The organism is Ornithinimicrobium kibberense, assembly GCF_006519705.1.
Classification (GTDB): domain Bacteria; phylum Actinomycetota; class Actinomycetes; order Actinomycetales; family Dermatophilaceae; genus Ornithinicoccus; species Ornithinicoccus kibberensis.
In genome coordinates, this window is record NZ_VFXM01000001.1 from 195,489 (window position 1) to 218,422 (window position 22,934).

Genomic DNA, 22,934 nt, shown 5'->3' on the forward strand with positions numbered 1-22,934 from the left:
CGGGCGGGGGCGTGGGCGACGGTGTCGGTCACGGTGGGGTCTCCTGGGGACGGTGCCGGAGGGGTATGCGGTCGGGGGCGTGGGCGACGCCCGGGGAGGCGGAGCATCACAGCTCCCGGGTGAAGCGGTTGCGGATCCAGATGGCCACCGAGTTCATCGCCAGCAGCACCCCGAGCAGCAGGATGATCCCGGCGGCGGCGAGGATGCGGAACTCCTCCTGCGGACGGACGGCCCACTGGAAGATCTGGACCGGCAGGACGGTGTAGGCGCCGTCGAAGAATCCGTCGGGGTTGTAGGTGACGAAGACCGTGGCTCCCACGAGGAGCAGGGGGGCTGTCTCGCCGATGGCGCGGGACAAGGCCAGGATCGTGCCGGTGACGATACCGGGGACAGCGGCCGGGAGAACGTGGTGCCAGATGGTCTGCCACTGGGTGGCGCCCAGGCCCATCGAGCCCAGCCGCAGGCTGGTCGGGACCGCCCTGATCGCCTCCCGCGCCGCCAGGATCACGGTGGGCAGGACCAGCAGCGCCAGGGTGAGCGACCCGGCGTAGGCGACCGGTCCCAGGCTCAGGGGACCACGGACGATGAACGCCAGCCCCAGGATGCCGAAGACGATGGAGGGCACGGCCGCCAGGTTCTGGATGTTGAGCTCGATGAAGCGCACCCACCCCTTGGTGTGGTCGGCGAACTCCTCCAGGTAGATCGCGGCGGAGACACCGATCGGGACCACGGTGACGACCACGCCCACCATGACGTAGACCGTGCCGAAGATCGCCGACTGCATACCGGAGGTCTCCCGGTCCAGCGTCGAGGGCATCTGGGTGATGAGGTTGCTGTCCAGCCGCGGGAGGCCGCGGACGAAGGCCTGGACGATGACGGCCAGCAGGGTCACGAACGCAATGACGATGCAGAGGATCAGGAGCGCCTTGAACACGCTGCCCTTCCACTTCCCACCGCGCTGACGTCCGTCGAGCCCCAGCTCGGTGACCCGGCGGGCCGCTGCCACGCCGGTGCGGTTAGGGCCGTTCGGACGCGTGGGCCTGAGGGTGGGCCGGCTCATTCGTAGGTCTCCCGGAACTTGCGGACCAGGGCGATGCTGATCATGTTCATGACGAAGGTCATGAGGAAGAGCAGCGCGCCGACCGCGAAGATCGTGTAGTAGGTCGTGGTGCCGTGCCCGATGTCGCCGGTGGAGGTCCGGGCGATGAACGTGGTCATCGTCAGGACCGAGTCGTTGGGCCAGAAGGTGAGGTTGGCCGAGGCCCCTGCGGCCAGCAGCACGATCATCGTCTCGCCGATGGCCCGGGAGATCCCTAGGACGAAGCTGGCCACGATGCCGGAGAGGGCGGCCGGGACGACCACCCGCGTGGCCACCTGCATCCGCGTCGACCCCAGTCCGTAGGCGGCCTGCCGCAGGCCGGAGGGGACGGCGCTCATGGCGTCCTGCGAGATGGACGCCACCGTGGGGATGATCATCACCCCCATGACGACCCCCGCCGACGCCGCCGAGAAGATGCCCGGCGGCTCACCCAGCTTGCCGGGCAGGAAGGTGGGCCAGAGGTCGCGGAGGAGGGGGGTGACGAAGGTCATGGCGAAGAAGCCGTAGGCGACGGTGGGGACGCCCTCGAGCACCTCGAGGATCGGCTTGAGGACCTTCCGGGCGCGGCTGCTGGCGTACTCGCTGAGGTAGATCGCTGCTCCCAGGCCGGCCGGGATGGCGATGAGCAGCGCCCAGAAGGTGACGTTGAGCGTGCCGACCACCAGCCGCAGGACCCCGAAGCTGGGGTTGCCGGCGTTGGTCGGGGCCCAGAAGTCGGTCGAGAAGAAGTCCCCGGGAGCGACCCTGCGGAAGAACTCGACGGTCGGCGGGATCAGGGAGAAGACGATCCCCGCCGTGACCAGGACCGAGAAGGCCGCGCAGAGGAGGAGCCACCCGACGATCGCCTTCTCCCCCCAGCGGGGCGAGCCGGCCGTCAGGGACACCGGCGACGGGTCTGCGGTGCGGCCACGGACGGCCGTGGTGCCGGGGGTGCTGCTCATGGGCGTCCTTCTCGGTCCTGGTCGGGGATGGGGGCGGTGCCGCGACCGCCCGCCCACGCGGGCGGGCGGTCGGGCGGGTCAGCCGCCCAGGGTGGCGATCTGGTCCAGCGCGGCCTGCTTCTGCTCCTCGGTCAGCGGGATGAAGCCGGCGGCCTCGGCGATCTCCTCGGAGTTGTTCACGTAGAACTCCGCGAAGGCCTTGACCTCGGGCTTGTTGGCGACCGACTCGCCCTTGGGGTAGATGAACAGCTCGCGGGCGAGGGGGGTGTAGTCACCGGCCTGGACGGTCTCGGTGGAGGGCGCGACGCACTCGCCGGCCTCGTTCTCGATCTCGAGGATCTTGACGCTGTCGCCGGCCTCGAGGGCGAACGTCAGCGGGATGAAGGCCATCGCGCCGGTCCCGCCGGCGACACCGGTGATGGCGGCGTTGTCGTCCTCGCCGATGTCGTTGTAGTCCTGCCGGATGTTGCCCTCCTCCCCGTTCACCGCCTCGGTGAAGTAGTCGAAGGTGCCCGAGTCGGTGCCCGGGCCGTAGAGCTCGAGCGCCTCGGCGGGGAACTCCGGGTTGATGCCGGACCAGTCGGTGGCCTCCGAGCCGTCCCTCCAGGCGGCGTTCAGCTCGTCGACGGACAGGCAGGTGGCCCAGTCGTTCTCCGGGTTCACCACGACCGCCAGGCCGTCGTTGGCCACGCCCAGCTCCTCGTAGGTGATGCCGGCCTCCTCGCAGGCGGCGACCTCCTCGTCCTTGATCGGGCGGGAGGCCATGGAGACGTCGGTCTCGCCGTTGCAGAACTTCTCGAACCCGCCGCCGGTGCCGGACGTGCCGACGGCCACGCGGACGTCGGGGTTCTCCTGCATGAACAGCTCGGCGGCCGGCTCGGTGAGCGGGGTGACCGTGGAGGATCCGTCGATGGCGATGTCGCCGGAGAGGGCGCCGTCCGCAGACCCGCCCGCGGCGCCGTCCTCGGTGCCGGCAGCCTGGGTGCTGCCGTCGGTGCTGTCCTCACCGTTGCCGCAGGCGGCCAGGACCAGGACGGCGGCGGCCGCCACGACGGAGGTGCGGGCCATGGTCTTGTGCCGAAGGGACACAGGTCTTCCTTTCGTACCGGGACGCGGAGGCTCGCCTCCGCCGCTGGCGGTGCCAGCACGACCCATGCAACGGGCACGACGTGAACCGGTGGTGGCCCTGGTCTGGCCTTCAGGTGACCGTTCGGCGCCGGGCCGCCCCCTGTCCGTCACCTGACGTTCACTCAGCCCCGTTCGACGGGCGCTGCCCGCACCTGTTCCGACCGGCCCCCGACCGGTCTAGGGCTGGAGCGCCCGGTCGACCGCCTCGTCCCCCCGGGCGGTGAGGTCGGCGACCGCCACCCGGTCCTCCCCGGCGACGACGCCGAGGCTGAAGCTGGGGACGCCCGCGTGCTCGGCCGTCGCCGCCAGCTCGAGCAGCCGGGCCCGGGCGACCACGACGTCCTGCAGCTCGCCCAGGACCTCGGTGACCTCCTCCCACCGGCGGGCGGACTCCGCGGCGTCGGGACCCAGGGCAGGGGCCAGCGCCTCCCACGCGTAACGGACCGCCTTGGCCCGTCTGCGGGTCACGTGCCGCTCGCGGAGGGCCTCCGGGCCGTCGGGGTCGTCGTGCGCACGGGTGCGGCGGACGGAACGTGCGACCCGGCCCGCTGCCTTCTCGACGAGGGCGGGCAGCACCTCGTCGGCACGACGTCCGGCCCGCCCCCTCCACGGCGGGTCGGCCAGCAGGTCCAGCAGGCTGTCGGTCAGCGCGAGGTAGCGCTCGCCGCTCATCCCCTCGACGAGGGCCTCGTGGGCGCGGGCGTGCTCCTCCGTCAGGCAGGCGCGGGCGAGGCCGACCACGTCGCCCACGACGAGCTCCGGCGGCAGGCCCTCCAGCCTGCCCAGCACGCGGTCCCGCACCACCTCGGCGTCGCGCGGCGCACCGAGGAGCCCGGCCAGCCAGGCCACCTCGTCCCGGAGCGGGTCGGTCACCTCCCGGTCGAGCAGCCGGTCGAAGGTCCGCAGGGCGCTGCGCAGCCGTCGGGTGGCGACCCGGGCCTTGTGGACGGCGTCCGGCGCGTCGGCCCTCAGGTCCTCCTCCCGCCCGACGATCCCGGCGACCTGGGTGGAGAGGTAGGAGTGGAGGACGGCCGCGGCGGGGTCCCGCGACCGCAGGCTCTCGCCCCGGGCCGCCCGGTCCGGCCGCTTGCCCAGGGCGCGGCCCAGCTTGGACGGGGAGTCGGACGGCAGGACACCCTGGGCCGCGAACCTCTCGCTCACCTCGTCCAGCAACGCGTCGTCGACGGCGGCGGGGACCAGCTCCACCTCGAGCTCGCGCCACCGGCGGTCCTCGGGGAGCGCGACGACACGGTCGTCGCACAGGGTCGCCACGACGCTGCCCCCGTCGTCGAGCAGGTCGGTCTGCGTGCGCTCGGTCAGGAGGGTGGCCACCGGCAGCAGCGTCGCCTCCACGCCCGTGGGCCAGGCCGGGCCGAGGGCGGCGGCGACCGCGCGCAGGTGACCGGCAGGCACCCGCGTCCGTCCCGGCCCCTGGGTCATCGCTGCGTGCAGCTCGAGGCGCGACCCGTCAGGACGGGGCAGCTTGGCGTGCCAGCCCTCGTCCGGGCCACCCTCCCGCCGGCGCAGCGTGACCCGGTGCCGGATCAGCAGCAGGTCGGCGGTGTCGAGGTAGACGGCGCGCATCCGGTGGACCTGCGACCTGCCCGTGCGGAGCAGCCCGTCGAGGTCGGGCAGCTGCTGCCCGTCGGACAGCGCGAACGTCCGTTCCCGCTCGACCTGCTGGGAGCTCACGGCCCCGCCCGGCCCGCAGCGCGGGGTCACCGCTCGTCCGGGTCCGGGATCGGGGGGCGGTGGTCGCCGGGCTCGTCGTACCAGCCCTCGTGCTCGCGGGCGACCTCGATGAACCGCTCGCGCAGCCCCTCGTACGCCCCGCCCCCGGAGGCGTCCGGCAGGCGGGTGTCCAGGACGTAGACCGCCCACTCGTGGTCCTCGTCGTCCTCCTCGGTCCGGGCGGCCTCGCGCAGCACCCGGACCTGCGCGAACCCCTCCTCGCGCAGCTCCTCGGCCAGCTCCTCGGCGACCTCGCGGTCCGGCAGGATGATGAGGTGCTCGCTGCCTGCGTGCGGTGTGCTCACGGGCCCAGGGTATGGGGTCCGCCGCGCCGGTCGGGCGGGTGTGTCGGTGGCCTTGCCTACGTTCGTCCTATGGGGCAGACGTGGGGAGGGGAGGTTCTGCGGACGACCGCGGGGGCGGTGGTCCGGCAGGGGGCGCTGCCGCCGGCGCGGCTGCCGGGGGAGCGGGTGTTCGGAAGCCTGCGGGCGGCCGGGCGGGAGGCGGTGATGGCCGACCTGGCGGCCGGGGACGTGGCCCTGGTCCAGGACGCCGACCTGGACGCGGCCCTGGGAGCGACGTCGACGGTGGCCGCAGCGGTGGAGCGGGCCCGGGTGCGGCTGGCGGTGGAGGCGACCGCGCGGGGGCTGCCCACCGCGGCCGGGATGGGACTGGCCGACTGGTTGGGCCTGCGCTGCCCGGAGCTGTCCCGGGGCGTGCTGCAGGACCTGGTCCGCCTGGCCCAGGCCGGGCAGGAGGCCGTGCACGCGCCCCTGGTGCAGGGGGTCCTGACCGGCGGGATGCCGCTGGCCCGGGCAGCACGGCTGCACCGGGCGCTGACCCGCATCCGCGGCGCCCTGGCCCCCGGGGACTACGACCGGGCGGTCGGCCTGCTGGCCGACGCCGGGTGCAACCCGGTGTTCGAGGAGGCCGACATCACCCGGGTGACCAACCGGCTGCTGGCGGCCTGCCTGCCCGAGCGCGACCACGAGGACCGGCGCACCGCCCAGCAGCAGCTGCGCGACGTGCACGAGTCGTCCCTGGCCGACGGGTCCGTGAAACGGATCATCCTGACCTTCGGGCAGGACGGCGACTACCAGGCCGTCCGCGCCATCCTGCGCTCACCGTTGGCGGCACCGGCCACCGCCGAGGAGACCGCGGCCACCGGGCAGCAGGACACCCGCACGCCCGGGCAGCGCCGCTACGACGCGTTGATGACCGTGCTGCGCCGTGGGGTGGCCGGCACGAAGGGTGAGCCGACCACGCCCAAGGCCACGCTGCTGGTCACCATGGACCTGGACACCCTGCGACGCGACCTGGCGGCCACCGGCGGGCGGGTGCCCGGGTGCGGGACCACCCTGGAGGGGGACCTGGTCGCCGCGGAGTCGGTCCGCCGGCTGGCGTGCGAGGCCGACCTGATCCCTCTGGTCCTGGGCGGGGACGGTGAAGTCGTGGACCAGGGCCGCCGCAAGCGCCTGGTCACCCCCGGACAACGGGTCCGGCTGGCCGTGCGCGACCAGGGCTGCACCATCCCCGGGTGCACCGTGCCCGCCACCTGGTGCGACGCCCACCACGTCGTCCCCTGGGCCAACGGCGGCCGCTCCGACCTGTCCAACTACGCCCTGCTCTGCCCGCGCCACCACACCTGGGTCCACGAGCACGGCCTCACCGCCACCATCACCGCCCACGGCGTCATCTGGCACCTAAGATGACCCCGCCCCGCACCCGGCCCACCACCGGCCGGGCCACACCCATGCCCGCAGGGACGTCAGCTCGCCCCCACCTGGGAGCTGTCGTGGTCCTGGCCCTGGTGCAGGGTGAGAGGCTCCGGTGTCCGCAGCCACGGCACGGCGCCGAGGACGCAGATCACCCCGGTGACGGCGAACGCCACCGTGAAGCCCCACGTGTCGGCGACCAGGCCGATGAGGATCGGGCCCACGATGGCACCTCCGTCCTGGGCCATCTGGAAGACCGAGAGCACCTTGCCCGCGTTGCGCTCCTGCCCGACGACGTCGGCCACGGCGGCCTGCTGGCCCGGGTTCACCATGCCTGCCCCCACCCCCGAGACGACGGCGAGGGCGAGCAGGACGGCCAGGCCGACGGTGCTGGAGGCCGGCACGGTGGCCAGCCCCATCAGCCCCATCCCCGCACCCATGACGAGCAGGCCCACCATCACCAGCGGCCGGCGCCCCACCCGGTCGGCGGCGCGGCCGGAGAACTGCAGCGTGACGGCCGTGCCCACCGCGCTGACGGCGAGCACGACGCCGGCCGCCCAGGGCTGGTCGAGCACGGCGATCGCCAGCAGCGGCAGGACCGCCATCCGGACCCCGAAGTTGGTCCAGCCGTTGGCCACGCCGGAGGCCAGGGCCGCCCGGTAGACCGGGGAGGCCCAGGCCTGCGCGAGGGTCATCGTGGGCCGCTCCGCCGACCCGGCCGGCGGCGCCGGCAGGCGCTCCCCACCCAGGCCCACGGCGACCACGACGGCCGCGACGACCAGCACCACGGCATACACGACGAAGGGGGCACGCAGGCCGAACCCGGCGAGCAGGCCGCCCAGCAGGGGACCGGCCATCCCGCCGATGAGGAAGGCGGAGGCGTAGGCCGAGGAGACCCGGCCCCGCAGCCGCGGCGGCGCCAGCCGCACGAGCAGCGCCATGGCCGAGATGGTGAACATCGTCGAACCGATGCCGCCGAGGCCCCGGAACAGCAGGAGCTGGCCGTAGGACTGGGCGAACGCGGTGGCCAACGAGGAGACGGCGACGACGAGCAGGCCGGCGAGGTAGACCGGCCGCTCCCCCAGCCGGGAGACCAGGGCACCGCCGGCGGGGGCGAAGACGAGCCGGAAGAAGGCGAACGCGGACACCACCACCGAGGCCGCGGCCACGCCGACGTCGAACGAGCGCGCGTAGGCCGGCAGCACCGGCGAGACGATGCCGAAGCCGAGCGCGATGACGAAGGCGGCGCCGACGAGGATCCAGATGGGACGGGGGATCCGGTTCGCGTCGACGCGGCCGGTCGGCCGGTCAGCGGGGCTGGGCACGCAGGTACTCCCTCAGGTAGGGCAGGGTGACGTCGACGAAGCCGTGGCCGGTGGCGCGGATGAGCTCACGCCCGATGAGGCGGGCGCGGTAGACGTTCTGCTGCTGCATCGGCACCCCCATCCGCTCGGCGATCTCGCGGGTGGAGGACGGTCCGTCGTCCACGGCCATGGCGCGCAGGTAGGAGCGTTGACCCTCGGGCAGGGGCGCGACCGCCGGCGCGTGCACCAGCCGACCCATGCGCTCGACGACCAGGGGCCTGGTGCGGTGCACGTCCCGGGCGGTGATCTCCTCCCGGGCGGGATCCACCCGCCAGGCGTGGTAGCCGACGAGCTGCAGCAGGTAGGGGTAGCCGTGGACGATCTGTCCGAACGCACCGACCGCCTCGTCGCCGAGCGTGCGGCCGGCCTCGGTCACGGTGGCCCGGGCCGCCTCGGCGACCTCCTCGTCGGTGAGCAGGTCCAGGTGGACGCGCTCGGCCCGGCGCAGGAAGGTGGTGCCGCCCTGGCGCAGGAGCTGGTCGACGCCCACGGGCAGGCCGGCCGCGGCGAAGGCCACCTCGCGCTCGTCCCGCACCAGGTGCTGGTAGACGGTCGCGAACCTGCCGACGACGTCGGGGTCGGCGTCCTGGACCTCGTCGAGGGTGAACATCATTCCGGTCTCGTGCACCGCCAGGACCTCGCTGAGCCGCCCCAGCATCCGGGTCAGCGACTGCCGGACCGGGTAGCGGTCCTCCACGTCGGTGGACACCGACCCCAGCCCGCTGATCCCGCCCCCGGTAAGGCGACGCCGCACCGCCTGGGTGTCGTGCTCCGCGAGCAGGGCCGGGACCGTCGATCCCTCCAGCTCCTCGAGCATGTCCGTCCCCTCGGGCAGGCGCAGCACCAACCATCCCCGCGTGCGGGCGATGTCCTCCAGCTCGTTGAGGACGACCGTCTTGCCCATCCCCCGGGGACCGCTCACGAGCAGGGACCGCAGCGGGGACCCGGGCCCCTCGTCGAGGGCCACGTCGAAGTCCTGCAGCAGGTCCTGCCGGCCGGCGAGCACCCGGGGCGAGACGCCGAAGCTGGGCCGGAACGGGTTGTTCGCGGGCATGCGGGTCACCTCCTCGGCAAGCGCGGTCGGGGACGTCGCGCCGACGGGTGGGCCGGGCGCTGTGTCATCTGTTACATCTTCGGCACGTTGTTACATCTGTTGCATCTTTGATGGAGAAGGTCAGCCTACCGGGGCCGACCGACACCCCCGTCCCCCTCAGACCTGCAGCCCGCCGGTCAGCAGGCCGACGGCCGCCCAGCCGGCCGCCACGACGATCCCCGCGGCGAGCGCCACCTCCCAGCCCCGCAGCACCGGCCGGCCCTGCTCGCGCCGGGTCCAGGCGTGCGCGACCAGGCCCACGGCGTAGAACACCGAGGACATCAGCAGGTAGGACAGCCCGCCGGCGTAGAGCAGCCACAGCGCGTAGACCGTGCTCACCCCCGTGAAGACCACGGCGGTCCCGCCCCCACCACCTCCGCGGGCGGCCAGGCGGAGCGCGTAGAGGGAGGAGACGAGGTAGGGCACCAGCATCATGGAGCCGGACATGAGGATGACGTCGTAGTAGGCCGCCCCCCGGAAGTGCGCCCAGACCAGCGCCACCTGCAGCACCGCCGTTGTCAGCAGGATCGCCCGACGCGGCACGCCCGGGCGCGGCTCCTCCCCCAGCATCCTGGGCAGCCCGCCGGCCCGCGCCGTCGAGGCCAGGATCTCGGCGCAGAGCAGCTGCCAGGCCAGGAAGGCCCCGCCCACGGACACGAGCAGCCCCACCGAGATGAGCACCGCCCCCCAGCGCCCGACGACCGCCTCGAGCACGCCGGCCAGGGACGGGTCCTGCAGGTCTGCCAGCTCGGGCCGGGTGAGGATGCCCGCGGCGAGGAGGTTGACCGCCACGAGCAGGGTGAGCACGAGCGCGAAGCCCATGACGGTGGCCCGTCCGACGTCCCCGTCGCGCCGGGCCCGGCGGGCGAAGACGGTCGCGCCCTCGATGCCGAGGAAGGCCCACACGGTGACGAGCATCATCGCGCGCACCTGGTCGAAGACCGGGCCGAGGTCCTCCTGCCGGCCCCAGAGGTCGACCGTGAACACGGCCGGGTCGAACGCCATGACGCCGACGACGAGGAAGACGAGGATCGGCACCAGCTTGGCGACCGTCACCACGACGTTGACCGCGCTGGCGTCGCGCACCCCCCGCAGCAGGAGCGCCGCATACCCCCAGAGGACGACGGTGCCGCCGAGGGTGCTCACCCAGGTGGTCCCGTCGCCGAAGACCTCCCAGAACAGCCCCAGGGTGGAGAAGATGAGCACGAGGTAGGCCAGGTCGCCCAGCCAGGCGCTGATCCAGTAGCCCCAGGCCACGAGGGTGGCCGGCATCGGGCCGAACCCGTCCCGCGCGTAGCCGTACAGGCCACCGTGCGTGTCGGCGGCCCGCCGGCCCAGGAACTGGAAGGTCAGCGCCAGGGCCAGCATCCCGACGCCGGTGACCGCCCAGCCCACGAGCAGCGCACCCGGGGCGGCCGGCCCGGCGGCCATGTTCTGCGGGATGGAGAAGATGCCGGCACCGACCATCGAGCCGACGACGACCCCGGTGAGGGCCACCACGCCGAGGCGGGTCCCGTCGGTGCGCCCGGTGCGGTCCGCGGGTCGCGTGTCCGTGCTCACCGGGTCAGGGTATGCCGCCGCCCAGCTCCTCCAGCAGCGCGGGCAGGGCGGTGGCCGCGGTGGCGCGCCAGACCTCGTCCGCGGCCTCGCTCGCCACCGTCGGGGCGGGGTTCACCTCGACCACCGGGACCCCGCGGTCCCCGGCCAGGTGCGGGATCGTCGCGGCCGGGTGGACCAGGCCCGAGGTGCCCACGACGAGGACGAGGTCCGCCTCCTGGGCCGCGTCGACCGCGGCGAGGAAGTCCTCCTCCGGCAGCGTCTCGTCGAACCAGACGACCCCGGGCCGGACCGTCCCACCGCAGGCGGTGCACGTCGGCGGGTCCAGCCGGCCCACGGGTTCCGCCAGCTCCGGGTATGCCGCGTCGCTGGGCCGGTCGCACACGCTGCACCGCAGCGCGAACAGGCTGCCGTGCACGTGGGCCAGCACCTCTGCACCGGCCCGCTCGTGCAGGTCGTCGACGTTCTGCGTGGCCACGTCCAGCCGCACCCCCGGACGGGCCTGCCAGCCGGCGAGCGCCCGGTGCCCGGCGTTGGGCAGGGAGCGGCGCACGAGGGTGGCGCGCCAGGCGTACCAGGCCCACACCTGGGCCGGGTCGGCGGCCCAGGCGTGCGGGGTCGCCAGCTCCGTCGGGTCGAAGCGTTCCCACAGCCCCACCTGGGCGTCCCGGAAGGTCGGGATCCCCGACTCGGCCGACATCCCGGCCCCGGTGAGCACGTACACCCGCTCCGCACCGGCGGCCAGGTCGAGGACCCGCGGCGGGACGCGGCCGACGCCGGTCACGAGCCCTGGAGCGGGACGAAGCGGTACCACCCCGGCGCCGGCTCGACGCGTGGCTCGCCGTCGACCCGCGTGACCGTCACCAGCCGCCCCTCCAGCGGCAGCACCATCAGCCCGTCGTCGGCGAGCTGGTCGACGAGCGGTCGCGGCAGGTCCCGGGCCATCGCCGAGACGAGGATCCGGTCGAACGGCGCGGCCTCGGGCGCCCCCAGCTCCCCCTCCCCCGCGACGCGGACGGCGGCGTGGTCGAGCCCGTCGCGCCGCAGCCGCGCGGCGGCGTCCTCGACCAGCTCGGGCACGACGTCGACCCCGACGACCGAGCCCCCGGGACCGACCAGCCGGGCCAGGATGGCGGTGGTCCAGCCGGACCCGCTGCCCACGTCGAGCACCCGCTGGCCGGGCCGGACGTCGAGCAGCTCGAGCATGGTCCGCACGGTCGTGGGCTGGGAGCAGGTCGCCTCGTGCCCGATCGCCACCGGCGCGTCGATCCCCGCCCGGTCGCGGGCCTCCTCGGGCAGGTAGTCGGCCCGGGGCGTGCCCTCCATGGCCTGGCGGACCGCGGCGCCGCGTCGTCGTCCGAACACCCCTCCACGGTATGCCGTCGCGCGCCCGTGCGCCGCCCTAGTCTGTCCGGGTGGCTCCCAGCACCCGCGCGTCGGACCCGGGCATCCCCGGACCGGCCGCCCAGATCCAGGTCCGCGGTGCCCGGCTGCACAACCTGCGCGACGTCGACGTCGACCTGCCCCGGGACGCCCTCGTCGCGGTGACCGGCGTGTCCGGGTCCGGCAAGTCCAGCCTCGCGTTCGGCACCGTCCACGGGGAGGCGCAGCGCCGCTACCTCGACTCGGTGGCCCCCTTCGCCCGCCGGCTCATCCACGCCGCGGTCGACCCGCAGGTGCGGGACGTGCGCGGGCTGCCGCCGACGGTGGCGCTGGAGCAGGGCCGGGGCGGGGGAATGTCGTCGCGCTCCACGGTCGGCACCGTCACCACCGCGGGCAGCACCCTGCGGATGCTGTGGTCGCGGTGCGGGACCTATCCGGACGGCGTGGACCCGATGGACTCCGACCACTTCTCCACCAACACCGCCGTCGGTGCCTGCCCGGGGTGCGGCGGGCTGGGCGTGCGCCACGTGCCCACCGAGGCCTCGATGGTGCCCGACCCCTCGCTCTCCATCGCCGAGGGGGCGGTCGCGGCGTGGCCGGGGGCGTGGCTGGGCAAGAACTACCGCGACATCGTGGCCACGCTGGGGCACGACGTCGACCTCCCGTGGCGCGACCTGCCGCGGGAGACCCGGGACTGGATCCTGTTCACCGACGAGCAGCCCGTCGTCACCGTGGTGCCGACGCGCGACCCGGAGCGCATCCAGCGGCCCTACCAGGGCACCTTCTCCTCCGCGTCCCGCTACGTGCTGCGCACCCTGGCCGAGACGCGGTCGGCGACCCAACGGCACCGGGCCCTCCGGTCCGTGGAGACCCGGCCGTGCGAGGTCTGCGGAGGTCGTCGGCTCCGGCCGGACGCCCTGGCGGTCACCTGGGCCGGCCTGGCGGTGGACGAGGCCTCGGCCACGGCCGTCTCCGACCTGCGGGCGCTGATGCGGTCACGGCTCGGGCAGCTGCCGGGCGAGGGCGGGACGGCGTCGACGGAGGCCGAGCGGGTGCTCCTGGAGGACCTCGTGGGCCGGCTCGGCCTCATGGCCGACCTCGGCCTGGGCCACCTCGCCCTCGGCCGCCCGGTGTCGACGGTCAGCTCGGGCGAGCTCCAGCGGCTGCGGCTGGCGACCGCGCTGCGGTCCGGGCTGTTCGGGGTGGTGTACGTCCTCGACGAGCCCTCGGCGGGGCTGCACCCCCAGGACACCGAACGGCTCCTGGCCCTGCTCCGCGAGCTGGTGTCCGCCGGCAACACCGTGCTGGTCGTCGAGCACGACATGGCCGTGGTGCAGCGGTGCGACTGGGTCGTCGACGTCGGCCCGGGCGCCGGGGCCGGGGGCGGCCGGGTCCTGTGGTCCGGGCCGCTGCCGGGCCTGCGGACCGTCGCCGGGTCGGTCACCGCCGACTACCTGGACCGGCCGGTGCACGTCGAGGAGGTCCGGGCCGCGGGCGGTCCGCGCCCCGGGTCGGGCCGGCTGTCCCTCACCGGTCTGTCCCGGCACACCGTCCGGGGCGTCGACCTCGACCTGCCCCTGGGGGCCCTCACCGTCGTCACCGGCATCTCCGGCTCCGGCAAGACGAGCCTGCTCGACGCCGTGCACGACGTGGTGGGGGCCGAGCTGGCCCGGGTCGAGGACGAGGCCGCGCCCGAGGGGGACGACGAGGAGGAGGCACCCGAGGGGGCCGCCACCGGACGCGTCGAGGGCAGCGGGGACGGCATCCCCACCCGGGTCGTGCGGATCACCCAGCGCCCGATCGGCCGCTCCCCCCGCTCGACGCTGGCGACCTACACCGGCCTGTGGGACCACGTGCGCCGGCTCTACGCCGCCACCGACGAGGCCCGCGAGCGCGGCTTCGGAGCGGGCCGGTTCAGCTTCAACACCGCCGCCGGACGCTGCCCGACCTGCCAGGGCGAGGGGTCGGTGTCGGTCGAGCTGCTCTTCCTGCCCGGGACCTGGTCCACCTGCCCGGACTGCGGGGGCGACCGGTTCGGGCCGCAGACCCTCCAGGTGCGGTGGCCGGCGCCGGACGGGCGGCTCCTCACGGTGGCGGACCTGCTGCGGCTCACCGTGTCCGAGGCCCTGGTCGTGCTCGCGGACCTCCCCCCGGCCCGACGCGCGCTGGCCGCGCTGGAGGCGCTCGGCCTGGGCTACCTCGCGCTGGGCCAGCCGGCCACCGAGCTCTCCGGCGGCGAGGCGCAGCGGATCAAGCTGGCGACCGAGCTGCAGAAGGAGCGGCGGGCGCCGACGCTCTACGTCATGGACGAGCCCACGTCCGGGCTGCACCCGGCCGACGTGCACCGCCTGCTGGCCCAGCTCCACGCGCTCGTGGACGCGGGCCACACGGTCGTGCTGGCCGAGCACGACCCGGCCGCGGTGGCCACCGCCGACCACGTCGTCGAGCTCGGACCGGGGGCCGGGGACGAGGGGGGACGCGTGATCGGGGCGGGAGAACCCGCCCGGTCCTGACGACGGAGGACCGGTGCACCCCGGGGCCACCGCGAGACCCGGCCCGGCCGTCCTCGATCACACCGTCCTCGACAGAGTCGAGGTCGGCATGGCAGGGCTCAGTGCTCGGCGTCGTGGACGAGGAGGGCGATCTGCACCCGGTTGGCCATGCCCAGCTTGGCGAGGATGCTCGACACGTGCGCCTTGACGGTGGGGACGCCCATGTACAGCTCACGCGAGACGTCCGCGTTGGAGCCGCCCCGGGCGACCGCCCTGGCGACCTCCAGCTCCCGCTCGGTGAGCCGGCCCAGCTCGGCGCGCGCAGTGGCCCCCCGGTCCCGCGACGCGCTCCCGGCATCCCCGGCCCCCGCCACCTGACGGACGAGCAGCGCCGCCACCGAGGGCGAGAGGGCATGGTCACCGCCGGCGACCTCGTGGACCGCGGCCACCAGACGGGCCGGCGGGGTGTCCTTGAGGACGAACCCCCTGGCTCCGGCGCGCAGCGCCTCCAGCACATGGTCGTCGGCGTCGAAGGTCGTCAGGACCAGCACCTTGGCCTCCGGCCACGACCGCAGCACCTCGCGGGTGGCGGTCAGCCCGTCCGTGCGCTCCATCCGGATGTCCATGAGGACCACGTCCGGGCGGTGGCGCCCGACCAGCTCGACGGCCCGGTCGCCGTCGTCCCCCTCGGCGACGACGTCCACGCCGTCGGGCCCGCCGAGCATCATCCGCAGGCCGGCGCGCACCAACGGGTCATCGTCGACCAGGACCACCCGTGGCCGGGCGCCGCTCGTCATGCCGGTTCCACCTGCTCCGGCCACGGCAACCACGCCCGCACGACGAACCGCTCACCCTCCTGCCCCGCCCCGAACCGACCACCGGCGAGCTGGACCCGTTCCTTCATCCCTGCCAGTCCGCGGCCGTCCCCGGAGGCGAACACCCGCCCGGGGACCGGGTTGCTCACCTGGATGCTCAACCCTCCTCCGGGGCGGCCGTCCAGCTCGACCGTCGTCGCCGCTAGCGCCGCGTGGCGACGGGCGTTGGTCAGCGCCTCCTGCACGAGCCGGTAGGCGTGCCGCCCGGTGCTCCCCGGCAGCGACACCGAGCGGAGCCACAGGGAAGGGTCGGCCCGCAGGTGCACCTCCTGCCCGCTGCTGGTCACCTCGGCGACCAGGGAGGGTATACCGCTCAGGCCCGGCTGGGGCGAGAGAGACACCTCGTCCCGGTCGTCGGCACGCAGCACGCCCAGCACCTCCCGCAGCTCGTCGAGGGCCAGGTGCGCCCCCGCCCGGACGACCTCGGCAGCCTCCTTCCTCTCGTCCTCGGACAGGTCGGGGCGGTGCGCCAGCGCACCGGCGTGCATCGCCACGAGCGATAGGCGGTGGGCCAGGACGTCGTGCATCTCGCGGGCGATCCGGGCCCGCTCAGCCAGCTGCGCCTGCGCCACCCGGGCGGCCTGCTCCCGGTTGGCGGTGCTGGCCTCGGCCCGCCAGCTGCGGACGAGCTCGCGCCGGGATCCGATGTTCCACCCCACGAGTACACAGATCGCGTAGACGAGCACCGCGAAGCCGAGGTTGGTCAGGACCGCGTCGTCGGACAGGCCCAGGACCGGTGAGACCACCAGCTCGTAGAAGGTGTCGACCAGCAGGTTCACCACGGTGACGAGCACCAGCGCTGGCCAGCGTCGTCGTGTGGCCAGCGAGACCAGGGCCAGCAGGGAGACCGGTGCCGCCATCGCGGAGAACAGGCACAGCAGCCCGGTCACCAGGGCCACCCCGACCGGCCATCGGCGCCGGAACGCCACGACGAACAGAGCCAGGTGACCCACGGCCAGGTCGAGGAGGAGCAGCCCCTCCACCGCACCCGGACCGTCGACGTCCGACCGCCACCCGTCGGTGGCCACCGTCCCGACGAACAACCACACCCCCAGACCGAGCACCCAGACCAGCACCAGGCGCCACCCGTGCTGCCACGGCGAGAGCCGGTCGGCCGCCCCCCTCGACGGGAGGTCCGGCGGTCCGCCGTCGGAGACCGTCCGGGTGTCCGCCACCACCCAGGTCGGGGCCGACGGTGCAGGAGCGTGGGGCATGGGGCCGACTCTAGATCTCCTGGGACAGGTCCGTCCTCCGTCCACCGGCGGTACTACCCCCTCCCAAAGTCTGGGTCGCCCGACCCCGCCCGGAGCCGATGGTCGGCTCCGGTCCCGACGAACGACCGATGCAGGTGCCCCCTGCCGCGACCGAGGCTGGAGCCATGATCACGATCGAGAACCTGACCAAGCGCTACGGCTCCTTCACCGCCGTCGACGACATCACCTTCACCGCCCGGCCAGGGCGGGTCACCGGCTTCCTCGGCCCCAACGGCGCCGGCAAGTCCACCGCTATGCGGATGATGGTCGGCCTGACCACCCCGACGGCCGGGACGGCCCTGGTCCTCGGCCGTGACTACCGCTCGCTGCCCACCCCCACCCGCCACGTCGGTGTCATGCTCGACGCCACCGCCCAGCACGCCGGCCGCACCGGTCGGGAGACCCTGACCCTGGCCGCGACGATGGCCGGGATGCCGCGAAGCTCGGTGGGCGCCGCGCTCGAGCGGGTCGGCCTGACCCCACGCGAGGCCGGACGTCGGGTCGGCAACTACTCCCTCGGCATGCGGCAACGCCTGGGTCTCGCCGGTGCCCTCATCGCCGACCCCCAGGTCCTCATCCTCGACGAACCTGCCAATGGGCTGGATCCCGCCGGCATCCGCTGGATGCGGGGCCTGCTGCGCGAGTACGCCGCCGACGGCGGCACCGTTCTCCTCAGCTCCCACCTCCTGCACGAGGTCGAGCAGATCGCCCAGGACCTGGTGATGATCGGCCGCGGCCGCATCGTCGCACAGGGGACCAGGGAGGAGCTGCTGCGCGACAACGGCACGGTCGTGGGCTCCCCCGACCGCACACAGCTGGCCGAGGCCCTGCGCAGGGCCGGCTTCGAGGCCACGCCACGGGCGACCGAGCTGGTCACCACCGCCACCGCCGAGCAGGTCGCCCAGGTGGCCCTGGCCGAGCACCTGCTCGTCACCGAGCTGCACCGCAGCGGGACCGGGCTGGAGGACATGTTCATCCAGCTCACCGCCGACGACGCCCGGGAGGCCGTCACCGAGGGGGCAGCGTGAGCAGCCCCGCCCCGACATCCCTGACGCCCCGGACGGACCTGACCGGAGAGGGGACCACCGACCCACCCCACCGCACCTTCTCAGCCACCCAGGAGGACCTGATGACGACCACGACCGACCGACCCCGGGCCACGCGCCCCCGCCCGACCGCGGAGAAGACGGCATTCCCCGACATCGACGACGCCCGAGGCGTCTCCTTTCGTCGCCTGCTGGGGACCGAGCTGCGCAAGCTCGTCGACACCCGTTCCGGGCGTTGGATGCTGATCGCCATCCTCGCCCTCACCGGGGTCGCCATGGCCGTCCCCCTCTGGATCGGCCGGGACACGGGCAGCGGCATCCTCGGCCTGCTCGTCGCCGCGAGCATCCCCCAGGCCGTCCTCATCCCGGTCCTGGGCATCATGACCGCCGCCAACGAGTGGAGCCAGCGGACCGCGCTCATCACGTTCACCCAGGAACCGAGGCGACTCCGGGTGATGGCGGCCAAGACGGCAGCAGCTGTCCTGCTCGGCATGGCGGTGCTCGCCCTGTCGATCCTGGCCGCCATCCTCGCCCACGTCGCCTCGATGGCGTCGGTCGACGGGCAGGTCGACCTGTCGATCGGCTGGACCCTGCTCGGGCACCTCGTGGTGATCCAGCTGCTGGGCGTCCTGACGGGAGTCGCCTTCGGCGCCCTCCTCCTCAGCGTCCCCCTGGGCATCGTCGCCTATGTGCTCGTGCCCGCCCTGTCGCCGTTGGTGTTCATGGCCACCTCGTGGTTGCGGGAGAACGCAGCCTGGTTGGACATGACGTCCGCGCAGGCTCCGCTCCTGGGAGACGAGGTGCTCACCGGCGAGCAGTGGGCCCAGGTGGGGACCACCAGCGCCCTGTGGATCCTGCTTCCCCTGGTCCTGGGCTTCCGGCGGGTGGCCCGCAAGCAGGTCGCCTAGGAACACGGTCGGTCGAGGTGCGCCGCACCGACCGCTGGCCCCGCACACCCGGACAGGGTGTGCGGGGCCGGCTACGCCTCAGTCCGCGAAGGGCCAGCCCTGCGGGCGCCACAGGGTCAGCGAGGTGCCCGGCGACGTCTGCCGCGGGCGGGTGCCGGCCCGCAGGGCCACCACCTCGCCGTGCCGCCCGGCGGCGAAGACGCGGGGAAGCTGGCCGACCGCCTCGCGCAGGGCGTGGTTCTCGGCGGTGAGCCGGGCCACCCGCGAGCGCAGGTCCTCGACCTCGTTCTCCAGGTCCAGGACCCGGCGGATGCCGGCCAGTCCCACCCCCTCGGCCGAGAGCCGCTGCACCTCCCGGAGCCGGTCGACGTCGCGCGCGGAGTAGCGGCGGCCGCCGCCGCGGGTGCGGGAGGGGACGACCAGGCCGAGCCGGTCGTACTGGCGCAGGGTCTGGGCGTGCATCCCGGCGAGCTCGGCGGCCACCGAGATCACGTAGACGGGAGTGTCACGATCCACGACCATCACCCCTGGGCGCGCCTCATCAGGTCGGCGCGCGGGTCGGTGCCGGACTCCTCGGCCCGGAGGGTCTCCACGGCCTCGCGGGCCTCGTCGGAGAGCCGCTGGGGCACGACGACCTGGACCTTGGCCCTGAGGTCGCCGGTGCCGCCCTTGGCCTTGATGCCGCGGCCCTTGACGCGCAGCACCCGGCCGGAGGGGGTGCCCGGGGCGATCCGGACCTTGACCGGGCCGCCCTCCAGGGTCGGCACCTCGACGGTGGCGCCCAGGGCCGCCTCGGCGAAGGTCACCGGCAGGTCGACGGTCAGGTCGTTGCCGTCCCGGCCGAAGACGGGGTGCGGCTCGACGGAGACGTGGAGGATGAGGTCTCCGGGCTCGGCGCCCTGGACCGGCGCGGGCATCCCCTTGCCGCGCAGCCGGATCCGCTGGCCGTCCTTGACGCCGGCCGGGATGCGGGTGGTAATGCGGCCGCCGTCGGGCTTGCTGAGCGAGATCGTGTCGCCGGTCGCCGCCGCCCGGAAGTCGATCGTCGTGCGGGCCTCGACGTCCTGGCCGCGGACCGTGCGACCACCGCCGGGGTAGCCCCCGCCCGGGAAGCCGCCGCCACCGGCACGGCCGTGGCCGCCGCCGGGGAAGCCCTGGCCGCCGAACCCGCCGGCACCGCCGAAGGCGCCGAGCAGGTCCTCGAGGTCGATGCCGCCCGCGCCGGGGCCGCCGGAGGTGCTGAAGCGCACGTTCTGCGCGCCGCCGCCACCGCCGCCGAACATCTGGGCGAAGACGTCCTCGAAGCCACCGGCGCCACCGGCACCGCCGGGACCGCCAGCGGTGAACCGGGCGCCTCCGCCCATGGCGCGGATCGCGTCGTACTGCTTGCGCTGCTCGGGGTCGGAGAGGACTGCGTAGGCCTCGCCGATGTCCTTGAAGCGCTGCTCCGCCGCCGCGTCACCGGGCTTGGCGTCCGGATGCCACTCGCGGGCGAGCTTGCGGTAGGTCTTCTTGAGGGTCTTCTCGTCGACGTCCTTGGGCACGCCGAGGATCGCGTAGAAGTCCTTGTCCATCCAGTCCTGGCTCACCACCGGTCCTCACCTCCTCCTTCGTCGTCCCGGCTGCTGCTGTCGTCGTGCTGGTCCCCCGGCCCCGGCCGGTCCGGGGGACCGGCCGGGAGGAGGTATGGCGTGGGTCGGGTCAGCCCGCGTCCGCCACGGCCACCCGGGCCGCGCGGACGACGAGCTCGTTGACCCTGAACCCGGGCTGGACGACCTGGACGATCGTCATGCCGCTGGCTCCCTCGGGCAGGTCCGCCTGCTCGGCGGGCAGGTGCATGAGGGCCTCGTGGACGGTCGGGTCGAACTCCTCGCCGACCTCCCCGACCCGCTCCACGCCGAAGCGGGCCAGCGTGCTCTCCAGCTTCTCCGCGATCGCGGCGAACGGGCCCTCGACGAGGTCGCCGTGCTCGCGCGCGGAGTGGATGTCGTCCATGACGGGCAGCATGGCCTCCACCACCGCGGCGACGGCACGGTCGCGGTCGCCCTCCCGCTCCCGCTGGGTGCGGTTGCGGAAGTTGACGAACTCGGCCTGCATCCGGCGCATCTCCTCGAGCCGCTCGGCGGCCAGGGCGGTGTCCGGGTGGTCCGCCTGCCCGGCGTCGGCCGACGGACCGTCGGCGGGCGCGTCAGCCGCAGCCTCCGCGTCCTCCTCGGCGGCCCCCGCCCCGGCCGGGGAGGACTGGGCGCCCTCCCCGGCCGTGGCGCGCGGCATACCCGTCTCGGGGTCGATCCGGCGCTTGTCCCGGATCACCGGACCGCGACCGTCCTGGACCTCCTCCTCGGGAGGGGTGTCCGGGGTGTCGGGGTGGTCGGTCACTTGGTCTCCTCGTCGTCCACGACCTCGGCGTCGACGACGTCGCCGTCGTCGCCGGAGCCGCTGCTGTCCACGTCGGCCGCGCCGGTGGCGTCGGCGAACCCGGCCCCCGCCCCGGCGCCCTCGGCACCGGGCTGCTGGGCGTACATCGCCGACCCCATCTTCTGGGACTCGGTGGACAGGGTGTCCATCTTGGCCTTGATGTCCTCGATCGAGGCGCCGGACTCGGGCTTGAGGGCGTCCTTGAGGTCCGTCAGGGCGCTGTCGACCGGGCCGCGCGCGTCGGCCGGCACCTGCTCGCCGGAGTCCGCGAGGAACTTCTCGGTCGAGTAGACCAGCTGCTCGGCGGTGTTGCGGGTCTCGGTCTCCTCGCGCCGCTTCTTGTCCTCCTCGGCGTGCGCCTCGGCGTCCTTGACCATCCGCTCGATCTCCTCCTTGGGCAGCGCGCTGCCGCCGGAGATCGTCATCGACTGCTCCTTGCCCGTGCCGCGGTCCTTGGCGGACACGTGCACGATGCCGTTGGCGTCGATGTCGAAGGTGACCTCGATCTGGGGCACGCCGCGGGGGGCCGGGGCGATGCCGGTCAGCTCGAAGTTGCCGAGCAGCTTGTTGTGCTGCGCGATCTCCCGCTCGCCCTGGTAGACCTGGATCCCCACCGACGGCTGGTTGTCGCTGGCCGTGGTGAAGACCTCGCTGCGCTTGGTCGGGATCGCCGTGTTGCGCTCGATGAGGCGGGTCATGATGCCGCCCTGGGTCTCGATGCCCAGGCTCAGCGGGGTGACGTCGATGAGCAGCACGTCCTTGCGCTCACCCTTGAGGACGCCGGCCTGCAGGGCCGCGCCGACGGCGACGACCTCGTCCGGGTTGACGCCCTTGTTGGGCTCCTTGCCGCCGGTCATCTTGGTGACCAGCTCGGCCACGGCCGGCATCCGGGTGGAGCCGCCGACGAGGACGACGTGGTCGATCTCGCTGACCGAGATCCCGGCGTCCTTGATGACCTGCTCGAAAGGAGCCTTGGTGCGCTCCAGCAGGTCGGAGGTCATCTGCTCGAACTGGGCGCGGGTGAGGGTCTCGTCCAGGTGGATCGGACCGTTCTCGCCCATCGACAGGTACTGCAGGTTCAGCGTGGTGCTGGTCGAGGACGACAGCTCCTTCTTGGCCTGCTCGGCGGCGTCCTTGAGCCGCTGGAGGGCGATCTTGTCCTTGGACAGGTCCACGCCGGACTGGTTCTTCACCGTGGTGACCAGGTGGTCGATGATGCGCTGGTCCCAGTCGTCACCACCGAGCTTGTTGTCGCCGTGGGTGGCCTTGACCTGGATGGTCGCGAAGCCGTCCTCGGCGTCCTTGCCCACCTCGAGCAGGGACACGTCGAAGGTGCCGCCACCGAGGTCGAAGACGAGGATGAGCTCGTCCTCCTTGCCCTTGTCCAGCCCGTAGGCCAGGGCGGCGGCGGTCGGCTCGTTGACGATGCGCAGGACGTTGAGGCCGGCGACCTCACCGGCGTCCTTGGTGGCCTGCCGCTCGGCGTCGTCGAAGTAGGCCGGGACGGTGACGACCGCGTCGGTCACCTCCTCGCCCAGGTAGGCCTCGGCGTCCCGCTTGAGCTTCATGAGGATCCGGGCGCTGATCTCCTGGGCGGTGTACTTCTTGTCGTCCACCGTGGTGCTCCAGTCGGTGCCCATATGGCGCTTGACGGAGCGGATGGTGCGGTCCACGTTGGTCACGGCCTGCCGCTTGGCGACCTCACCCACGAGGACCTCGCCGTTCTTGGCGAAGCTGACCACGGACGGGGTCGTGCGACCGCCCTCCGCGTTGGCGATGATCTCCGGCTCCCCGCCGGTGAGGACGGCGACCGCCGAGTTGGTGGTGCCGAGGTCGATGCCGACTGCACGTCCCATGCGTTGCTCTCCTTGGTATGTCGTGCCGCCGCGCCCGGGACGGGCGCCGCGACGTGGCTTGACACGTCTGCACTC

Annotated in this window: 20 protein-coding genes; 4 read left to right on the forward strand and 16 right to left on the reverse strand. The window is 73.8% G+C overall.

What is annotated here, in order from left to right:
• Positions 1-106: 106 nt before the first annotated feature.
• The 5 genes from pstA to FJR00_RS00955 form a co-directional block, all read right to left on the reverse strand.
• Entirely contained in the window at positions 107-1,006 is a 900-nt protein-coding gene (pstA, locus tag FJR00_RS00935) for a phosphate ABC transporter permease PstA (protein ID WP_202876559.1), read from the reverse strand.
• A 50-nt stretch (positions 1,007-1,056) separates the two neighbouring features.
• Positions 1,057-2,040 (reverse strand): phosphate ABC transporter permease subunit PstC, encoded by a 984-nt coding sequence (gene pstC / locus FJR00_RS00940; protein ID WP_141337054.1) that lies wholly within the window; start codon positions 2,038-2,040, stop codon positions 1,057-1,059.
• A 78-nt stretch (positions 2,041-2,118) separates the two neighbouring features.
• Complete coding sequence (locus FJR00_RS00945) at positions 2,119-3,129, reverse strand: PstS family phosphate ABC transporter substrate-binding protein (RefSeq protein ID WP_202876560.1); 1,011 nt, start codon at positions 3,127-3,129, stop codon at positions 2,119-2,121.
• Between the two features lie 216 nt (positions 3,130-3,345).
• On the reverse strand, positions 3,346-4,860 hold the full coding sequence (locus FJR00_RS00950) for a CYTH and CHAD domain-containing protein (RefSeq protein WP_181409430.1): 1,515 nt from the start codon (positions 4,858-4,860) through the stop codon (positions 3,346-3,348).
• A 26-nt stretch (positions 4,861-4,886) separates the two neighbouring features.
• Entirely contained in the window at positions 4,887-5,204 is a 318-nt protein-coding gene (locus FJR00_RS00955) for a ribonuclease E inhibitor RraB (protein WP_141337056.1), read from the reverse strand.
• 69 nt (positions 5,205-5,273) lie between these two features.
• Here FJR00_RS00955 and FJR00_RS00960 point away from each other — a divergent pair, with 69 nt between their 5' ends.
• Complete coding sequence (locus FJR00_RS00960) at positions 5,274-6,611, forward strand: HNH endonuclease signature motif containing protein (protein WP_181409431.1); 1,338 nt, start codon at positions 5,274-5,276, stop codon at positions 6,609-6,611.
• A gap of 56 nt (positions 6,612-6,667) precedes the next feature.
• On the opposite strand, the gene FJR00_RS00965 is transcribed toward FJR00_RS00960, so the two are convergent.
• The 5 genes from FJR00_RS00965 to FJR00_RS00985 all read right to left on the reverse strand — a co-directional run bounded on the left by FJR00_RS00965 (position 6,668) and on the right by FJR00_RS00985 (position 11,993).
• Positions 6,668-7,939 (reverse strand): MFS transporter, encoded by a 1,272-nt coding sequence (locus FJR00_RS00965; RefSeq protein WP_141337057.1) that lies wholly within the window; start codon positions 7,937-7,939, stop codon positions 6,668-6,670.
• On the reverse strand, positions 7,923-9,032 hold the full coding sequence (locus FJR00_RS00970) for an ATP-binding protein (protein WP_141337058.1): 1,110 nt from the start codon (positions 9,030-9,032) through the stop codon (positions 7,923-7,925). Before FJR00_RS00970 ends, FJR00_RS00965 begins: the two co-directional genes overlap by 17 nt.
• Before the next feature lie 156 nt (positions 9,033-9,188).
• A complete protein-coding gene (locus tag FJR00_RS00975; RefSeq protein ID WP_238330224.1) occupies positions 9,189-10,631 on the reverse strand; it encodes a basic amino acid/polyamine antiporter in 1,443 nt (480 codons plus the stop codon).
• Positions 10,632-10,635: 4 nt separating this feature from the next.
• Entirely contained in the window at positions 10,636-11,412 is a 777-nt protein-coding gene (locus tag FJR00_RS00980) for an SIR2 family NAD-dependent protein deacylase (protein ID WP_141337059.1), read from the reverse strand.
• Positions 11,409-11,993 (reverse strand): protein-L-isoaspartate O-methyltransferase family protein, encoded by a 585-nt coding sequence (locus tag FJR00_RS00985; RefSeq protein WP_238330225.1) that lies wholly within the window; start codon positions 11,991-11,993, stop codon positions 11,409-11,411. The genes FJR00_RS00980 and FJR00_RS00985 overlap by 4 nt, the downstream gene beginning before the upstream one ends.
• A gap of 50 nt (positions 11,994-12,043) precedes the next feature.
• On the opposite strand from FJR00_RS00985, the gene FJR00_RS00990 reads away from it, so the two are divergent.
• Positions 12,044-14,524 (forward strand): AAA family ATPase, encoded by a 2,481-nt coding sequence (locus FJR00_RS00990; RefSeq protein WP_202876561.1) that lies wholly within the window; start codon positions 12,044-12,046, stop codon positions 14,522-14,524.
• Positions 14,525-14,622: 98 nt separating this feature from the next.
• Here FJR00_RS00990 and FJR00_RS00995 read toward each other — a convergent pair whose 3' ends face one another.
• The gene (locus tag FJR00_RS00995; RefSeq protein ID WP_075958133.1) at positions 14,623-15,300 is read right to left on the reverse strand and encodes a response regulator transcription factor; all 678 of its coding nucleotides are present in this window, start codon (positions 15,298-15,300) and stop codon (positions 14,623-14,625) included.
• On the reverse strand, positions 15,297-16,592 hold the full coding sequence (locus tag FJR00_RS01000) for a sensor histidine kinase (protein ID WP_141337060.1): 1,296 nt from the start codon (positions 16,590-16,592) through the stop codon (positions 15,297-15,299). Before FJR00_RS01000 ends, FJR00_RS00995 begins: the two co-directional genes overlap by 4 nt.
• A 164-nt stretch (positions 16,593-16,756) precedes the next feature.
• Here FJR00_RS01000 and FJR00_RS01005 point away from each other — a divergent pair, with 164 nt between their 5' ends.
• Together FJR00_RS01005 and FJR00_RS01010 are read left to right on the forward strand one after the other, a co-directional pair.
• Positions 16,757-17,659 (forward strand): ABC transporter ATP-binding protein, encoded by a 903-nt coding sequence (locus FJR00_RS01005; protein ID WP_141337061.1) that lies wholly within the window; start codon positions 16,757-16,759, stop codon positions 17,657-17,659.
• Between the two features lie 101 nt (positions 17,660-17,760).
• A complete protein-coding gene (locus FJR00_RS01010; protein WP_141337062.1) occupies positions 17,761-18,585 on the forward strand; it encodes an ABC transporter permease in 825 nt (274 codons plus the stop codon).
• A 78-nt stretch (positions 18,586-18,663) separates the two neighbouring features.
• Here FJR00_RS01010 and FJR00_RS01015 read toward each other — a convergent pair whose 3' ends face one another.
• The 4 genes from FJR00_RS01015 to dnaK form a co-directional block, all read right to left on the reverse strand.
• The gene (locus tag FJR00_RS01015) at positions 18,664-19,107 is read right to left on the reverse strand and encodes a heat shock protein transcriptional repressor HspR (RefSeq protein WP_141337154.1); all 444 of its coding nucleotides are present in this window, start codon (positions 19,105-19,107) and stop codon (positions 18,664-18,666) included.
• Positions 19,107-20,177, reverse strand: coding sequence for a DnaJ C-terminal domain-containing protein (locus FJR00_RS01020; RefSeq protein ID WP_141337063.1), 1,071 nt, complete (start codon positions 20,175-20,177; stop codon positions 19,107-19,109). The genes FJR00_RS01015 and FJR00_RS01020 overlap by 1 nt, the downstream gene beginning before the upstream one ends.
• A gap of 109 nt (positions 20,178-20,286) precedes the next feature.
• Positions 20,287-20,964 carry a nucleotide exchange factor GrpE gene (locus tag FJR00_RS01025; protein ID WP_075958135.1) on the reverse strand — a complete coding sequence of 226 codons (678 nt, stop codon included), beginning with the start codon at positions 20,962-20,964 and terminating at the stop codon, positions 20,287-20,289.
• Positions 20,961-22,859: a molecular chaperone DnaK gene (dnaK, locus tag FJR00_RS01030; RefSeq protein ID WP_141337064.1), complete on the reverse strand. Its 1,899-nt coding sequence runs from the start codon at positions 22,857-22,859 to the stop codon at positions 20,961-20,963. The genes FJR00_RS01025 and dnaK overlap by 4 nt, the downstream gene beginning before the upstream one ends.
• Positions 22,860-22,934 lie beyond the last annotated feature (75 nt).